9 protein-coding genes and 1 pseudogene are annotated in these 15,353 nt (G+C 38.6%); 8 read left to right on the plus strand and 2 right to left on the minus strand.

The annotated features are described in order from the left end of the window. Nucleotides 1-593: 593 nt before the first annotated feature. Nucleotides 594-1,043, plus strand: a complete 450-nt coding sequence (locus M23134_RS28025) for a helix-turn-helix domain-containing protein (protein WP_002702079.1) — start codon at nucleotides 594-596, stop codon at nucleotides 1,041-1,043. A gap of 184 nt (nucleotides 1,044-1,227) precedes the next feature. On the opposite strand, the gene M23134_RS28030 is transcribed toward M23134_RS28025, so the two are convergent. Continuing rightward, nucleotides 1,228-2,952, minus strand: coding sequence for a peptide MFS transporter (locus M23134_RS28030; RefSeq protein WP_002702082.1), 1,725 nt, complete (start codon nucleotides 2,950-2,952; stop codon nucleotides 1,228-1,230). A gap of 706 nt (nucleotides 2,953-3,658) precedes the next feature. Here M23134_RS28030 and pckA point away from each other — a divergent pair. The 7 genes from pckA to M23134_RS28070 all read left to right on the plus strand — a co-directional run bounded on the left by pckA (nucleotide 3,659) and on the right by M23134_RS28070 (nucleotide 13,174). Next, the gene (gene pckA, locus M23134_RS28035; RefSeq protein WP_002702083.1) at nucleotides 3,659-5,272 is read left to right on the plus strand and encodes a phosphoenolpyruvate carboxykinase (ATP); all 1,614 of its coding nucleotides are present in this window, start codon (nucleotides 3,659-3,661) and stop codon (nucleotides 5,270-5,272) included. 561 nt (nucleotides 5,273-5,833) lie between these two features. After that, complete coding sequence (locus M23134_RS28040; RefSeq protein ID WP_002702084.1) at nucleotides 5,834-6,922, plus strand: hypothetical protein; 1,089 nt, start codon at nucleotides 5,834-5,836, stop codon at nucleotides 6,920-6,922. Between the two features lie 71 nt (nucleotides 6,923-6,993). Beyond that, nucleotides 6,994-8,910 (plus strand): zinc-dependent metalloprotease, encoded by a 1,917-nt coding sequence (locus tag M23134_RS39045; protein ID WP_053337405.1) that lies wholly within the window; start codon nucleotides 6,994-6,996, stop codon nucleotides 8,908-8,910. 534 nt (nucleotides 8,911-9,444) lie between these two features. Next, nucleotides 9,445-10,449: a PLP-dependent cysteine synthase family protein gene (locus M23134_RS28055; protein ID WP_045114490.1), complete on the plus strand. Its 1,005-nt coding sequence runs from the start codon at nucleotides 9,445-9,447 to the stop codon at nucleotides 10,447-10,449. Nucleotides 10,450-10,463: 14 nt separating this feature from the next. Beyond that, nucleotides 10,464-11,039 carry a GNAT family N-acetyltransferase gene (locus tag M23134_RS28060; RefSeq protein ID WP_045114491.1) on the plus strand — a complete coding sequence of 192 codons (576 nt, stop codon included), beginning with the start codon at nucleotides 10,464-10,466 and terminating at the stop codon, nucleotides 11,037-11,039. 25 nt (nucleotides 11,040-11,064) lie between these two features. Beyond that, entirely contained in the window at nucleotides 11,065-11,925 is an 861-nt protein-coding gene (locus M23134_RS28065) for an alpha/beta hydrolase (protein ID WP_002702088.1), read from the plus strand. Nucleotides 11,926-12,283: 358 nt separating this feature from the next. Beyond that, on the plus strand, nucleotides 12,284-13,174 hold the full coding sequence (locus tag M23134_RS28070; RefSeq protein WP_002702089.1) for an alpha/beta hydrolase: 891 nt from the start codon (nucleotides 12,284-12,286) through the stop codon (nucleotides 13,172-13,174). 53 nt (nucleotides 13,175-13,227) lie between these two features. Here the strand turns inward: M23134_RS28070 and M23134_RS39050 are convergent. After that, nucleotides 13,228-15,353 (minus strand): annotated as a pseudogene (locus M23134_RS39050) (hypothetical protein); the annotation flags it as partial.

Here is a 15,353-nt window from a genome sequence, read left to right on the forward strand (position 1 = left end):
TCATCAAAGATGATTTTTTGCTACCCCACAAAGCATTTTGTGGGGTATTTTTATACCCTGTCAGGGTTTGTTTATAAAATTAACTATTCACCTTGAGTAAGGGCTTCTCTTATAAGCAAATTGTGAGAGCTTTTTTTGCAAACTCAGTACAATTACCTAATTTAGAAATTGATTAGGTTTTTAGAGTTTTTGACTCAAAAAATACCACCAGCCCTTTACTATTTGCAAGATAGTAAAAGGCCTCGAAGCTCTCGGGTAAGGCTTATAGAAAGGTTCATGAAATGAATTAAGCTTTACCTTTTTTTTAAAACTTCCGGTGGTTTTGTTGTCCTTCACTTTAACAGCCCAATCCCAAATCAACCTCTTTAGTATAGGTAAATGGTGTTTACTCTTCATTATCCTAATCCTTCGAGGTTCTGTGTAAGTATATAAACCTTTTGCTTTAGATATTATCATTATGATACGCAGTCTCTATGCATTGTAATCTTTTACAGATGTACTTTGTGTTTTTACCTGGAGGTATATTGTTATGATTACAAATCTAAACTAAATGTTTATAATAATCAAAGTTTTTAAAAACGAAATGCTTAACTATGGGGAAAGATTCTGGTCAAAAAGACATCACGCTGCGGTTTATTGAAGTATATAATCATTTGGCGGAAATCAATCCGGTCTACAGAAACAAGAGCGAGTTTGCCCGTCAGATGAACGAACACGTACAAACACTCAATGCAGTACTCAACGGACGTAGAGAAACCTCTATCACCTTTCTTAATAAGTTGTTTCACACTTTTAAAGTAAATCCTCTGTATATTTTTTTTGGTAAAGGTAATATGCTTTTACCCGAAAGTGATGAATTTACTGATGACAACGAAAAAGAAGTAAAAAGGCTGGAAGAGATGGTTAGAATGCTGGAAAAAGATATCAGCAACAAAGAAATTGTGATTACAGCTAAAGATGAAACAATTTCTGCTCAGAAAAACGAAAACAATACCTTGATAGAGCAAATAAAACTGCTTAAGTCAAAAACAGAGGTATCATAGATGTGATTAGTTTTGTTTGAGGGGCACAAAACATACTAGAGGATATTTATTATTGATAGCTTGTTTATCAGAGAGTTAGTATTAGCTCTCTGTTTTTTTATGCTTTTCTCAAAAAAGTACCTAATAAAAAAAGAGGCCAGCAACTGACCTCTTTTTTTATATTAGTAAATCTATATTTTCTAAGTTACATTTCTTTTTCATCAGCGTTCTTTCTTGCTTGACTTGCTTCTGCTTCTTCTACACCGTGGGTCAGTGCCTTCAGTTTTTTCAGGAAGATAATCAGCAGTAAGCCAAATACGGTAGTAAATATAGTGATGTATAAGAAGGTTTTTAGTTCCAGCGCATTTTGCACCTCATCTATTACCACAGTACCTTTATAATTTTTTCCATCGCCTTTAGGTGATTCACCCTCTTTTACTTTGTCTTTTTTCGACAAACTAACTTTAAAGTGCATGGGTTCTTTAGCGGTTACCTCTTCTTCTTTCAGGGTTTCACGCAGGCGATTTGAACTTTCTTTATCTAACTCAAAGAGAGGAGTAATTTCTTTTTTGTTGTCTTCAAGGTTTTTCATTACCACTTGGTTGTTTTCCATGTATACTTGCCCCTTAAAGTTGATGTTTTTGTCCTTCGCAAGCGATGTAGTAATGCGGGCGTAAGGCTTTAGCTCACTGGGTGAGGCCTTTAATTCGATGTTGATAGGCTTTACCTGTGACGCTTCACCTACCAATCCGGCCAGCTTATTACCAAAGCCGGTAGAAGCAAAGTAAACCCCCATCATAATAGAAGCGTAGCGTGCTGGGGCAAGTTTGGTAATAAACGACAGAGATACAGGAGAAGAAGACAGCTCACCAACAGTATGGAGTAAATATGCCAGAATTAACCAAATCATGGCGCCTTTACCAAATGGTTCCTGGCCAGCTTGTACTGAAGCGGCCGCCATTGCAAAAAAACCAAATCCCATGATAATGGTTCCTATGGCCATTTTAAATAAGGAAGACGACTCTTTGCCTTTGCGTTGGCGAGTTGCCCAAAAGCTGGCAACTGCTACTCCTAATGTAATGATAAAGAATGAGTTGGCAGCTTGAAATACACCAGCAGGTATTTCCCAGCCAAAGAATATCCGGTCAATTTTGTTTTGAGCGTAAATATTCATTAAGCCACCTGCTTGCTCAAAAGCACCCCAGAATACTATAATAATAATGAATGACAGGAATAATACTACTAAACGGTCTTTCTCTACTTTAGTCAGTGGCTGGTTACGATTAGAGCCTTCTATTTTTACAGGTGGTTTGTAGTCTCCAATACCCCTCAGGTATTTTTGCCCCCAAACAAACAATATTTGACCAAATAACATGCCTATACCAGCCAAACCAAAACCATAATGCCAACCATATTCACTGGCTACCAAAGGTACAATCAGCGAAGAAAGGAATGCTCCCAGGTTGATGCCTATATAAAATAATGTAAATCCTCGGTCACGACGTGGGTCACCAGCTTTGTATAGCCCACCCACAATGGTAGAAATATTAGGCTTTAGACCACCAACACCTATGACTATCAGTACTAAACCTGCATAAAAAGCGGTAATATTTTGGATCGCAAGTACTCCGTGTCCAGCACAAAGAATCAGCCCCCCAATGAGCACCGTTTTCTTTTGCCCCAGCCATCGGTCGGCAATAATACCCCCAGGAATCCCCATTACGTACACCATCATAGTATACCAGCCGTATAGGGCAAGTGCATCAACATTAGACCAACCCAAGCCGCCCTTTTCTACTGGTGCAATAATAAAAAGTACTAAAATGGCGCGCATTCCATAATAACTGAACCGCTCCCACATCTCTGTAAAGAAGAGTACAGCTAACCCTACCGGATGTCCCAAAAACGCTTTATCTGCAGATTTACTCATGATTTTTTACTTAATCTGTATATTTTTGATGGCATAACTATAGCATGCCAAAACTGTTGTATTGATCCGAAATTTGAAAATCCCACAAATATATTGGAAAGTTTATAAAAAATAAAGGCTACTGATAGGCTTTAACTTTTGGTAACATCAGAAAATATGTAAAATACAACAATAGAGACAAGTAAGCAATAGACCTAAAAAGCATACAGAATGATAGTTTGAGTATCTCAGAAGCTGTAATTGGAAATGCCACTGTAGAAATAGGCATACAGCAAGTATTGGTAATGTCCAATAGAAAAATAAAACAGGAAAGGTTAAAATAATTGTGAACTTGGCAAAATTTTGCGAAAATATATAAATGAGCTTGGCATTATTTAAAGCAAATCTGTAAATAGTCAAAACAGTGCTTTAGCTGGTAATACCTGGTGGGTCGTAGCGAGGTGTTTTCAATGCTTAAAAAGCCTTTTTAGAGCGTTATTTGGCGATAATTTAGCTATATATACTACTTTGCCAGGGCTGTTATCTGAGTGGATGTTCGCCTCTTACCAAGGCAAAAATTGAAGACCCAATATTTGTATTTTAGGTACTATTCAATGAATTAAAATAGGTAGGAAAACTCAAAAAATGAACGAACAAATTTAGGGGATGGTAATAATTTCTTAATTTTACGGTTTCTCACATCGTTTTCAAAAAAATTGATAATATAATGCAAGAGTTTGGATTGAAATCATCTAAAAGTGGACTCGAGGATTTAGGTATAAAACAGGTAAAAGAAGCACACTGGAATTTATCTCCCGCAGAGCTGACAGAAGAAGCTGTAAAGAACGGCGAGGGTACAATTACCGATACAGGGGCTTTGATGGCTGATACTGGCGAATTTACGGGACGTTCACCTCAAGACAAGTTTACTGTAAAAGATGAAAAAACTCAGGACACCGTTTGGTGGGGAGACATTAACTTTCCTATTTCAAGCGAAAACTTTGATGCACTTCATCAAAAAATGGCGGCTTTTTTAGCAGACAAAAAGGTATATGTGCGTGATATGCACGCTGGTGCACACTCAAAGTATCGTTTAAATGTGCGCGTAGTAAATACTCAGGCATGGCACAACATGTTTTGTTACAATATGTTTTTGCGCCCCACCGAAGAGGAATATAAAAACTTTCAGCCCAACTTTACCATTATCAACATTCCTGAGTTTAAGGCAAACCCTGCCGAAGATGGTACTCGTCAGGAAAACTTCACCATTGTTAACTTTACCAAGCGCATGATATTGATTGGTGGTACTGGTTACGCTGGTGAAATGAAAAAGGGTATTTTCTCTGTCTTGAATTATACCTTACCACACGAAGAAGGAGTGTTGTCTATGCACTGCTCTGCCAATGTAGGTGAAAAAGGCGATACTGCGGTATTCTTTGGACTTTCGGGCACAGGTAAAACTACGCTTTCGGCTGACCCTAACCGTGGTTTGATTGGTGATGATGAGCACGGCTGGTCTGACGATAAAGTGTTTAACTTTGAAGGTGGATGTTATGCAAAAGTAATTGACCTTACCCGTGAAAAAGAGCCTCAAATTTATGATGCTATCCGCTTTGGAGCCATTGTAGAAAACACCCGTTTTCAGGAAGGTTCTCGCAGTGTAAACTATGAAGATGCGAGTGTTACACAAAATACCCGTACATCTTACCCCATTCATCATATAGACAACGCTTTGCCTCAGTCTATTGCTGAACCTCCAAAAAACATTTTCTTCCTTACAGCTGATGCATTTGGTGTATTGCCTCCTGTGTCTAAACTAACTCCAGGGCAGGCAATGTATCACTTTATCTCTGGCTATACGGCCAAAGTAGCAGGTACTGAGGTAGGTATCAAAGACCCTGTACCTTCGTTTTCTGCTTGTTTTGGAGCTGCATTTTTGCCATTGCACCCTACCAAATATGCTGAAATGTTGGGTAAAAAGATGAAAGAGCAAAATGTAAATGTATGGTTAATTAATACTGGTTGGACTGGCGGACCATTTGGTGTAGGTGCTCGTATGAAGTTGCCTTATACCCGTGCTATGATCACGGCGGCCTTAAATGGCGAGTTGGATAATGTAGACTATGTGCAACACAATATTTTTGGTGTAAGCATGCCAACTACTTGCCCCAATGTACCAGATGAAGTCTTGAGCCCCCGTAACACCTGGAAAGACAAAGAAGCGTATGATGCCAAAGCAAATCACTTGGCCAGCGAGTTTGTTAAAAACTTTGCCCAGTATGCTGACTTTGCCAATGAAGAAATTATGGCAGGTGCTCCCAAAGCAAGCGCCGATGCATAACTTAATTTAGGTCGTTATATCAACGATTTATTACATACACCAAAACAGCCATTTGCAAGGTAAACACTGCGCCTAATGGCTGTTTTTTTTATATACTCACTTTTATATGGGTAATAATGAGTAATATTGGGTAAAAAAAGTACTCAAGCTTTTTGGTTTATTGGAGGTCTAATCAATAAATCGTAAATTAAGCCCAAAATCAGAAAACAACCTAACTACCTAACATCTTATTACACATATGAAAACATTATACTCTCACCAGGCAGCCCAAAAACTGCCCATACTAATTGGTGGTTTATGCTACCATTGTACCTATTTTACTTTTACCAAACAAACATTTCTAAGGTAACCTTATAAACAACATTTGTTGGAAGTAGCCCTATTTTTTGAATAAATAGCCATTTGTTCAAAAACACGGGAGACGTATGTTTTGACTCGACTCAAAAAGTCGTTTACTCACAACTATGGCACTACTATGCCTTTACAGCAACTTGATTAGCAACAAACAATCAAATACATACTAATTACACATTAATAACTAATAATCAATCTTACATTATTATGAAGAATTTACGATTTACTTTACTTGCAGTTTTCTGCCTGATTGGTCAATTGACATGGGCACAAAACACTACTAATTACGGTAACTCTTCTGGTACAGGAGGGTCTAATTCTAGCTATTTTGGCTATAGGACAGGTACATCATCTACAGGAGCCTCTAATACTTTTATGGGAGCTTCTAGTGGATATAACAATACTACAGGAGCTTACAACACCTTTATGGGACAGGCTTCGGGGTATATCAATACTACAGGAAGCAATAACACTTACATAGGACACTGGAGCGGAAACCGGAATACTACGGGAAATAATAATGCTGCTTTGGGTTATCGTACTGCACGTTTTAACACCACAGGGCATTCAAATGCTTTGGTTGGCTATATGAGTGGCTACACCAACACTACAGGCTACAGCAATGTGGCAATGGGTTTTCAGTCGGCTTATTCAAATACTACTGGTTACCGCAATGCTTTTGTAGGGCAACAAAGTGGCTACAAAAACACTACGGGACGCTACAATGCATACTTGGGTGAGGCTACAGGTTATACCAATACTACTGGGTTTGGCAATACTTTGTTAGGTGCTCGTGCTGGTTATAAAAATGCTGCTGGTTCTCGCAATGTGTTTATTGGGTACTTTGCTGGGTACAACGAAACAGGATCTAACAAACTATACATAGACAATTCAAGTACTACTATTCCTTTGATTTATGGCGACTTTGCTACCAATGGTGTAGGTATCAATACCAATAAGTTGAGCGATGGATCTACCAATTACACCCTTTCAGTAAACGGACGAGTACGCGCCAGCGAAGTGAAAGTATACACAGGATGGGCAGACTACGTGTTTGAAAAAGGGTATAAGTTGCGTCCTTTGAACGAAGTAGAGGCTTACATTGAGAAAAATGGACACTTACCTGATGTTCCTTCTGCCAAGCAGGTCGAGAAAAATGGGATTTTTATAGGTGAAATGAACGCAACTCTTTTGCGTAAGATCGAAGAACTGACGCTTTACATGATTTCTATGAAGAAGGAAGTAGAGCATCTTAAAAACGAAAACAAGGCTTTAAAAGCGAAGATTCAGAAATAGATCTATATGTCTTTTTCTGACCATTGTAATGGTGTGAAATAGTATAGTACACAATTTAAAAATGGAAAATCATGAAGCATAAAGTCTTATTTTATATAGGCATAAGTCTAATGTTGTGGGGCTTTGCCCATACAACATACAGCCAGAGCCCTCACGCCTATGGGCAAAGAATAACCGAAGCGAAAGCTGAAAATCGAGTTTTTGATAAGGTTACAGGTTTGTTTACGGCAACCAATAACGTAGGTAAAAATTTGCATACATCCTTAAAAAATGCCCGCTATTTTGGTTTCAACAAAAGTGTTTCCGAGCAAGTAATCAATAATGCTGCGGCTTATATAGCATTAGAGATTCCCGCATCTGCCCAAAGTGCAGCAATGACCCTCGAACTTAAAAAAGTACCCGAAACATTTATGAACTATAAGGTAACAACTGCTTCGGGCAAGACTTACCCTAAACGAGCCAGTGCCAAGCAAGTACACTACCGTGGTGTGGTACAGGGCAAAGAAGGTTCAAGCCTGGTAGCACTAAGTGTTTTTGGGGAAGAAGCAATGGGGTTTGTTTCAGTAGAAGGGAGTAAAACCATTAATATTGGTAAGTTAAAAGGACAAGATTACCACGTTTTGTTCCACGATGATGTATTTGAAACCAACACTACTGACTTAGGGTGTGAGACAGTTTCTGATAAGCAAAATGAAATGCTGGATGAGATTTATTCTGGATTGAGCAAAAATGCTTCTGCCAGAGTAAAATCTGTGGGTAAATGTTTAAAAGTATATTTTGAAACCGACTTTGGTATTTACCAAAACCTAAGCAACAGTGTAACAAATGTAGAGAATTTTGTTACTGGAATGTTCAACGAGGTGGCTACTTTGTACGATAATGATGGAATCAACATAGAGATTTCTGAAATATTTGTATGGGATGTGGCTGACAGTTACAGCTCTAGTGTAAGCACTGGCTTGAACAACTTTGTAGCAGCTCGTCCTGCATTTAATGGAGATTTAGCCCACTTGTTATCGTTTAAAAGTGGCAACAACGACCCTAACAATGCCTTAAATGCTGGTGGAAAAGCCAATGGAATTGGTGGTTTGTGTGTTACAGGAAATACCAGTTTAAGCCCACACTCACATACCGCTTTATTTCCTGCATTTGTAGCTGTGCCTACTTTTTCACGCCAGGTCAAGGTAGTCACCCATGAAATGGGGCATAACCTGGGGTCGCGTCATACCCATGCTTGTGTATGGAACGGAAACAATACTGCCATTGACGGTTGTGCTGGTTTTACCGAAGGAGGTTGTGCTGTACCAGGGTTGCCACCCGGTGGAGGTACTATCATGAGTTATTGTGATCGTACCAGTGTGGGCATTAATTTCAATCTGGGCTTTGGTGTCCAGCCTACTGCTGTGATGCAAAATATGATCAATAATGCAGCTTGTGTAGATGCTTGTACTGATTGTACGCCTGACTTGGTGATTACTCAAAATGTGTTGAATGGGCAAAACGATACTCAAGAAGCAGGCAATACGATTACTGCAAGTAACACAATTTTTAATGGAGGTGTGGCAAATTACCAGGCAGGTAGTGCTATTTTGCTTGTACCGGGGTTTTTCGCTCAATCTGGTAGCAATACTACGCTCATGATTGCCCCCTGCAGTAATGATATAGCGCCATCTATCACTAACAAATTGGTAAAAAGGCAACTTGCGCCAGCCACAACTACTGATATTGATAACACAGAGTTGTCATTGTACCCTAACCCTACTGGAGGTAGTTTTACTATAGCAGTACCTGTGGTAACAACTACCAGAACTGACAAGGCGCGGCAATCACTGGAAGTGTATACTATGTTAGGTACATTGGTGTTAAGAAAAGCCGTGAAAAATGGGGAAAGAATTGCGGTTGATCTGACAAAGCGCCCTAAGGGGATTTATTTGGTGAAATATATCTCTAATGGGCAGGTAACCATAAAAAAAGTCGTGTACAAATAAAGCATAGTGTATTGATAAGTACACTTTTAGTGTGCTTATCATTTTTATAGGATAGTGAATATAGTATAAGAAAAAGAGATACAACTGCTTTAACCAGATAAACCATAATGCCCAGCTAATCTTTATTGGTTAGCACAAAAACCGTTTTGAAAATTTTCGAAACGGTTTTACCTTTTTTAAAAAAAGCAAAAAAAAACTTGAGAGAAGCAACACAAGTGTTCCTAACTCCCAAGATCCTTCAACCAGCTATGCAATACTATATACTCTTTTGGCCCAGACAGGTTATGACTTTTAGATTGATTGCACTTTTTTTACTGTCAATGGCAAGTATATATCGACAAGAGTTTGAATGAAATGTAATATGAAAGTGAATAAATATTTTTGCTACAGCAATAGAATTGTCATATCTTGGGTGGCTTCATTATGACACTGTTATTTTTCAAATAAAGCTTATTTATATTCGACCAGTTTAGGTTTTTAGTGATGACACACACAATGCAATTTGTATCATTAAAAAACTTTTATTTTTATAGCATGCACTATTACAAAAATGTATTAGAGACTATTGGCAATACCCCACTTATTAAGTTAAATCAAGTTGTAGAGGACATTGATGCCACAGTTTTGGCAAAGGTGGAAACTACGAATCCTGGCAATAGTGTAAAAGATCGTATGGCACTGAAAATGGTAGAGGATGCAGAGGCTAGGGGAGAGCTAAAGCCGGGAGGGGTAATCATAGAGTGTACCTCAGGCAATACTGGTATGGGACTGGCAATTGCAGCAGTAGTCAAAGGCTATCGATGCATATTTACTGCTACCAGTAAGCAGTCTAAAGAAAAAATAGATTTACTAAGGGCTTTGGGAGCCACAGTCATTATTTGCCCAAGTGAAGTACACCCCGATCATCCAGAATCCTATTATTCAGTTGCTCAGCAGTTGTATCATAAAACGCCCAATTCTTTTTGGTGCAATCAATACGACAACCCTTCCAACGTCTTGGCACATTACCAAAGCACTGGACCCGAAATATGGCAACAAACCCAAGGCCAAATTACCCATTTTATTGTAGGAATAGGTACCGGAGGTACCATCTCAGGAGTTGGTCGGTATCTTAAAGAGCAAAATCCACAAGTGAAAATCTGGGGAGTAGAACCTCATGGGTCAGTTTTGAAGAGTGTTCATGAAACTGGTAAAGTAGATATCAGCCAAAGCCATAAGTATGCGACCGAAGGCATTGGACAAGATATGGTACCAGTCAATGTAGATTTTGAGATTATAGATCATATAGAGAAAGTGTCTTGTAAAGATGCTGCATTGATGACGCGAGCCATTCTTCAAAAGGAAGCCATTTTAGTGGGAAATTCGGCTGGTGCTGCAGTAGCAGGTTTGCTTCAGCTAAAAAAGCAACTGAAATCTTCTGATGTAGTAGTGGTGTTGTTTCACGACCACGCCAGTCGGTACATTGGCAAAATACTAAATGATGAATGGATGGAAGCTCAAGGATATTTGAACGACACAAATAGGTTGGTAAATAGCTAATTGTTGTAATGTATATGAACTTAAAGAATTATTATGAAGGCCTTACTTCTGAACGGTTGATTTTTAGAAAGCTCACCTTGGCAGACATAGATGACTGGCTAGAGTTTTATTATAATAATGACAGTCTCAAGTACTTGGGTATCAATTTGAAGCGTACCCCCGAAGTAATGGCAAAAGCCTGGATAACAACTCAAATAGAGCGGTACAACAAAAATGAATATGGGCAGTTGGCAATGATCAATAAACAAAGTAACGAGTTGATTGGTACCAGAGGCTTTAAACTTACCCAGTTTAGGGGACAAAACTATGTAGAGAGTGCAGGCTCTGTTAAGCCTCGTTACTGGAGACAAGGCTATGGTTTTGAAAGCGCAACTTGTATGTACGATTATATTTTTTCACAAAATGATCACAACATGGTCTTGGTCTATTGTCATTTAAATAATGTGTCATCTGAAAAAAACTTACAAAAACTGGGCTTTGTAAAGGTCGAAAATCAGTATACATTAGAAAGAACAGTGGTGGTGTATAAATTACTTCGTTCTGTTTGGCAAAAACGTAAAATAAAAGATAAGGCAGCTGGAATATTATAGTTCAAAATACGCAAAATAAAAGTATATGATTTCTGAAAAAGTAATTCGTAATTTAAGGAGTAACCTGATTAAACAATGTAGCCAACATATTTGTGATATTCCAGTAACCATTGAGAAAGAAATGTTTGGAGAAGTACCTTGTTATTGGGTAAAAACAGCACAAACGACCACTGATCAAGTGATTTTTTATTTGCATGGAGGGTCAAATGTTATGGGTTCTATTAAAAGTCACAAGAACGTAGTTACCCGCATAGCTCACCAAGTAGGTATCCAAGCGTTGTTTGTAGAGTTTAGTTTAGCGCCAGAGTATCCTTTTCCAAAAGGCTTTCAAGACATTTTGCAAGTGTATAAAGAATTACTAAACAAGTATTCATCCAAAGACATTATAGTAATGGGCGACTCAGCCGGTGGGCAACAAGGCTTAGCTTTATTGCTAAAGCTAAAAGATGAACGTGTTTCTTTACCTATGGCTTATGTTGGGTTATCTCCTGCTGTAGATATTACTTCGGGTACGTTGAAGGATAATATTGAAAGAATAAAGGGACAAGATCCTATTATAGCGGATATAGATGAAATAATCTCGCTTTTAAAGTTGTATTACACTCATCATTCACCAAGCAACCCTCTTATATCACCCTTTTATGGAGACTTGACTGGTTTGCCCCCAATGCTTATACAGGTGAGTACTACTGAGGCTTTGGTGTTTCAATGTGAAGATTTTGTTGATAAGGCCAAGGCATCAGGAGTAAATGTTACACTTGAGAAATACGAAGGCGAGTTACATACTTGGCAATTTTACAATCCCAATACCTTATCTTCTCAAAAATCATTTAAAAACATTGCTTCATTTATTCAAAAGCACATTCGACCTATCTTTTCAACGTAGATAGTTTGTTTTTTACCGCAATATCTTCGATGTACTTTTTTTTAAAAAGAAGGAAGCATAAACTTTTGGCTTACGCTTACATGCGAACAAAACATTTTATTATACAATTAAAAATTGTTTTAGTACAATTGTGTTTAGGTGAGCTTTTTGATTGTCAAAACATAAACGATCATAAGCATTTCCGAAGCCATTGCTATTATATAAAAAGAAGATCAAGGACACACAAATAAGAACCACAACTCACATTGCAAAAATAAGAAAGTCAAACCTCGTAGTGTAAACTTTCGTTTTCATGACCAACAGTGAATACCCTATATTCTAAAATTAAAATATATTGTAAGGTTTTAAAATCGTAACTATGCAGAAAATAGATGTCATGCAGTATATCCCCCAGTCTAGAGAAAGGTTAGATCAGTTAGGCGCCAATTATATTGGTGCAGATAACTTTGAGGCAGTAGCAGAAACCATTGAAGGTGTAAATTGTGCCTGGATAAAGGTACCAAATGCTTCTTCTGAGCATATCATTCTTCATTTACATGGAGGTGCGTATTTTCAAGGGTCAATCAAGTCTCATACTACATTTAGTAGTCAAATAAGTAGCAGAATAGGGGTCAATACCCTATTACCTGAATTTGGACGAGCTCCTGAAGCCCCGTTTCCACAAGGGTTAAATGAGTGTGTGAGGCTATACCAATACCTTTTGAAAAAGTTCAAGCATGTAACGTTAGTTGGAGATTCGTCGGGTGGAGGATTGGCTTTAGCTTTAATAGAAAAGTTAATCAAACTAAACTTGCCCTTGCCACAGTCTTATGTGGGTATTTACCCTTGGGTTGATGTGAGAGACGAGGCAAGCAGAGAGGCCTTTGAAAGCATAGGAGATAGTTCACCTGAAGGTGCTCCCCTTCTAATTGATTTAGCTAATCTATATTGTAATGGTGAAAGTAAGACAAACTCCTTGATTTCTCCCATTTTTTCTGATCTGAAAGGTTACCCTCCTATGTTAATACAAATTGGGACTAAGGATTTCTTATATTCGCAATGTGCCCGATTTGCAAAAAAAGCAAAAAATGAAGGAGTTGAGATCGTGTTTGATGTGTATAAAGATATGTCACACGGTTGGCACTTATTTGCCCCAGATATACCTGAAAATGGCTTAGCTTATGATAACATAGCTAAGTTTGTTAAAAAACATGTGGCCAAGAGTAAACCTCAAAAAAAAATGCCATTGACTAAAACACGACGTGCATAATACTTATGCAACTTTCATTGTATTGATAGGATAGAGCAAAGGGCATTATTTGGCTAGAACCTTAGACCTAAATGAAGCCCTCCCCATAACTTGAGGTTAATCCCGTTAATAGTACTGTCAAAAAAATGATAAGGAGGTAATTCTGATGCCAGCACATTGCTTTCCGGGGTATCTTGCGATACCAGGAGATTAAAAGTAGGACCTACCTGTAATGACATACCATTGGAAAACTCCCGTCCATACAAAAACTTGACCTGATTGAGTACACGAAGATTCTCTTCCCAAAATTTATTTTCATTGATGTGGTATACCATTGCTTCAAAGTTGAAGTTACTTTTGGCGTTGATATCACGAATAGTGCCTATACCATAACCCAATCCCCAGCGAAACTTATCAGGTAAAAACTGCGCACCTATTGCAAAAATATTATAAAACTTTCGCACACCTATTTTATACCCTATGTTACTATGTAGGCTTTCACTACCCCATATCTCAAACTTACGGTACCCATTTTTTATAATGCTTAAAAACCCTATGGGCACCCCATGGGTTAGGCTGTCTGCAATATTGATAAAGCCAATTTGACTGCCCTTTACTTTGTGGGCAATATTAAGCAAGCCTGCCATCTGTAGACCCTCTACCTGATCGGCAACATTCATAAAGCCACTAATTTGTGCTCCATGTATTTTTTCGCATACTCCCACAAAACCACTTGCCTGAAAACCGCTAACTTCTTTACTTATGTTCAAAAAACCAGCACCTTGAAAACCATCTATTTGACGCCCAATATTGAAAAAACCTGCTGCCTGAAAATTAAGTGAACCATTCAAGTGAAGGTTGCCAAAACCTGCTGCTTGTATATTCATTGTGGGTTTGTGAGCTAATCTGCTTGCTGACCTATTGGTTACACCAGCCAAGTTGAAGAACCCCGCCAGTTGAGCTCCAGCCAGTGCCCCTCCTGCATTATTGAAAAAACCTGCTGCTTGTAAACCTTGTACCTGGTTGCCTGTTGTGTTGAAAAAACCAGCAAACTGTGCACCTTTGACGTAGTCTTTTTCAATGTTGCCAAATCCTGCAAACTCAAGACCATCCAATGCAGCCGCACTACCTATTAGAGCATTGATTGATAGCTTGTTAGAGTAGTTGTGTGCATCTATGCCGTTGGTACTCAAAGGGTATACAAACCCAAGTTGTACCTCACGAATAGGGTATACTGCTGGTTTAGGCAATGAATTGATTCGCGATTTAGCTACAGTTGGGTTAGGTTTGTCAAAAAATAGGCGGTTCAAGAGTTTATTTAACCTTAGTTTGGGTACCCCCATTAGCGGCTTGTTTTGTTTCGCCTTGCGAGTAGTAGCCATTTTTTTCCTTTTTTTACTTGGCTTATCAGTTTTCAAAGAGTCACCCACTGCCATAAACTTAGTATTTACTTGCTTTGCTTTGTTTTTTGTTGGTGTACGACTTTTACGGGAAATCCCAAGCCATCGCCCGATTCTTTGAAAGGTATTTCGGGGGCGTTGTACCCAGCTCCAATTGTCATGATACGCTTGCAAAACCGTTCGATGGGCCTGGAGTGCAATGCTGTCCAGATGAGGTGCAAGGTGTTTAGAATGCCCATAGGTAGCATTGGCTAGAGTATTGAGCTGTTGAATAGGTAAGAGTTTGGACACTTGATAAAGTGGTTGTGAAATAATAGTTTTCTTCTTGGCTACCCTTGATTGTTTATTCCCTGTGTTTTTGGTAAGGTGGTCATCTTTGATAGTTACATCAACTTGTTTAGTGATGCCTTGCTTTTGTTGAACAACCAGGAGCTTGGGGGTGTTTTTGGCAAAACCCTTTACTTTGTTATTTGAGGTGTTTAATTGCCAGGGAGTTATTTTTTTGTGAGGGATTGCATTGCGCTCTTTTTGTTTGTTTACAAGCTGGTGTTCTGATTTGTGTTGCGTTATTTTTTTAGGTTTAAGTGTTTTTTTGTCAGTTTCTTTTTTATGCTCATGGGTGTTTTTGGCCGACGTATGATTGTCTTGTGCAAGTTGACCTGAATTGGAGCGAGTGAGAGGTTTTGCTGAAGCAATAGGGTGTTCAGCGGCTTGTGTGGCGGTAGTTTTTGAGTTACCAGCTGTATTATTTAACTGGTTAGACGCAGGCATCATATACACCACCGCTGCAGTAGAGATTA

It is taken from the genome of Microscilla marina ATCC 23134 (genome assembly GCF_000169175.1).
Classification (GTDB): Bacteria; Bacteroidota; Bacteroidia; order Cytophagales; family Microscillaceae; genus Microscilla; species Microscilla marina.

Excerpts from the sequence above, each read along its gene's own strand:
- M23134_RS28025 (WP_002702079.1), top strand. The coding sequence starts at position 594 with ATGGGGAAAGATTCTGGTCAAAAAGACATCACGCTGCGGTTTATTGAA.
- M23134_RS28030 (WP_002702082.1), bottom strand. The coding sequence starts at position 2,952 with ATGAGTAAATCTGCAGATAAAGCGTTTTTGGGACATCCGGTAGGGTTA.
- pckA (WP_002702083.1), top strand. The coding sequence starts at position 3,659 with ATGCAAGAGTTTGGATTGAAATCATCTAAAAGTGGACTCGAGGATTTA.
- M23134_RS28040 (WP_002702084.1), top strand. The coding sequence starts at position 5,834 with ATGAAGAATTTACGATTTACTTTACTTGCAGTTTTCTGCCTGATTGGT.
- M23134_RS39045 (WP_053337405.1), top strand. The coding sequence starts at position 6,994 with ATGAAGCATAAAGTCTTATTTTATATAGGCATAAGTCTAATGTTGTGG.
- M23134_RS28055 (WP_045114490.1), top strand. The coding sequence starts at position 9,445 with ATGCACTATTACAAAAATGTATTAGAGACTATTGGCAATACCCCACTT.
- M23134_RS28060 (WP_045114491.1), top strand. The coding sequence starts at position 10,464 with ATGAACTTAAAGAATTATTATGAAGGCCTTACTTCTGAACGGTTGATT.
- M23134_RS28065 (WP_002702088.1), top strand. The coding sequence starts at position 11,065 with ATGATTTCTGAAAAAGTAATTCGTAATTTAAGGAGTAACCTGATTAAA.
- M23134_RS28070 (WP_002702089.1), top strand. The coding sequence starts at position 12,284 with ATGCAGAAAATAGATGTCATGCAGTATATCCCCCAGTCTAGAGAAAGG.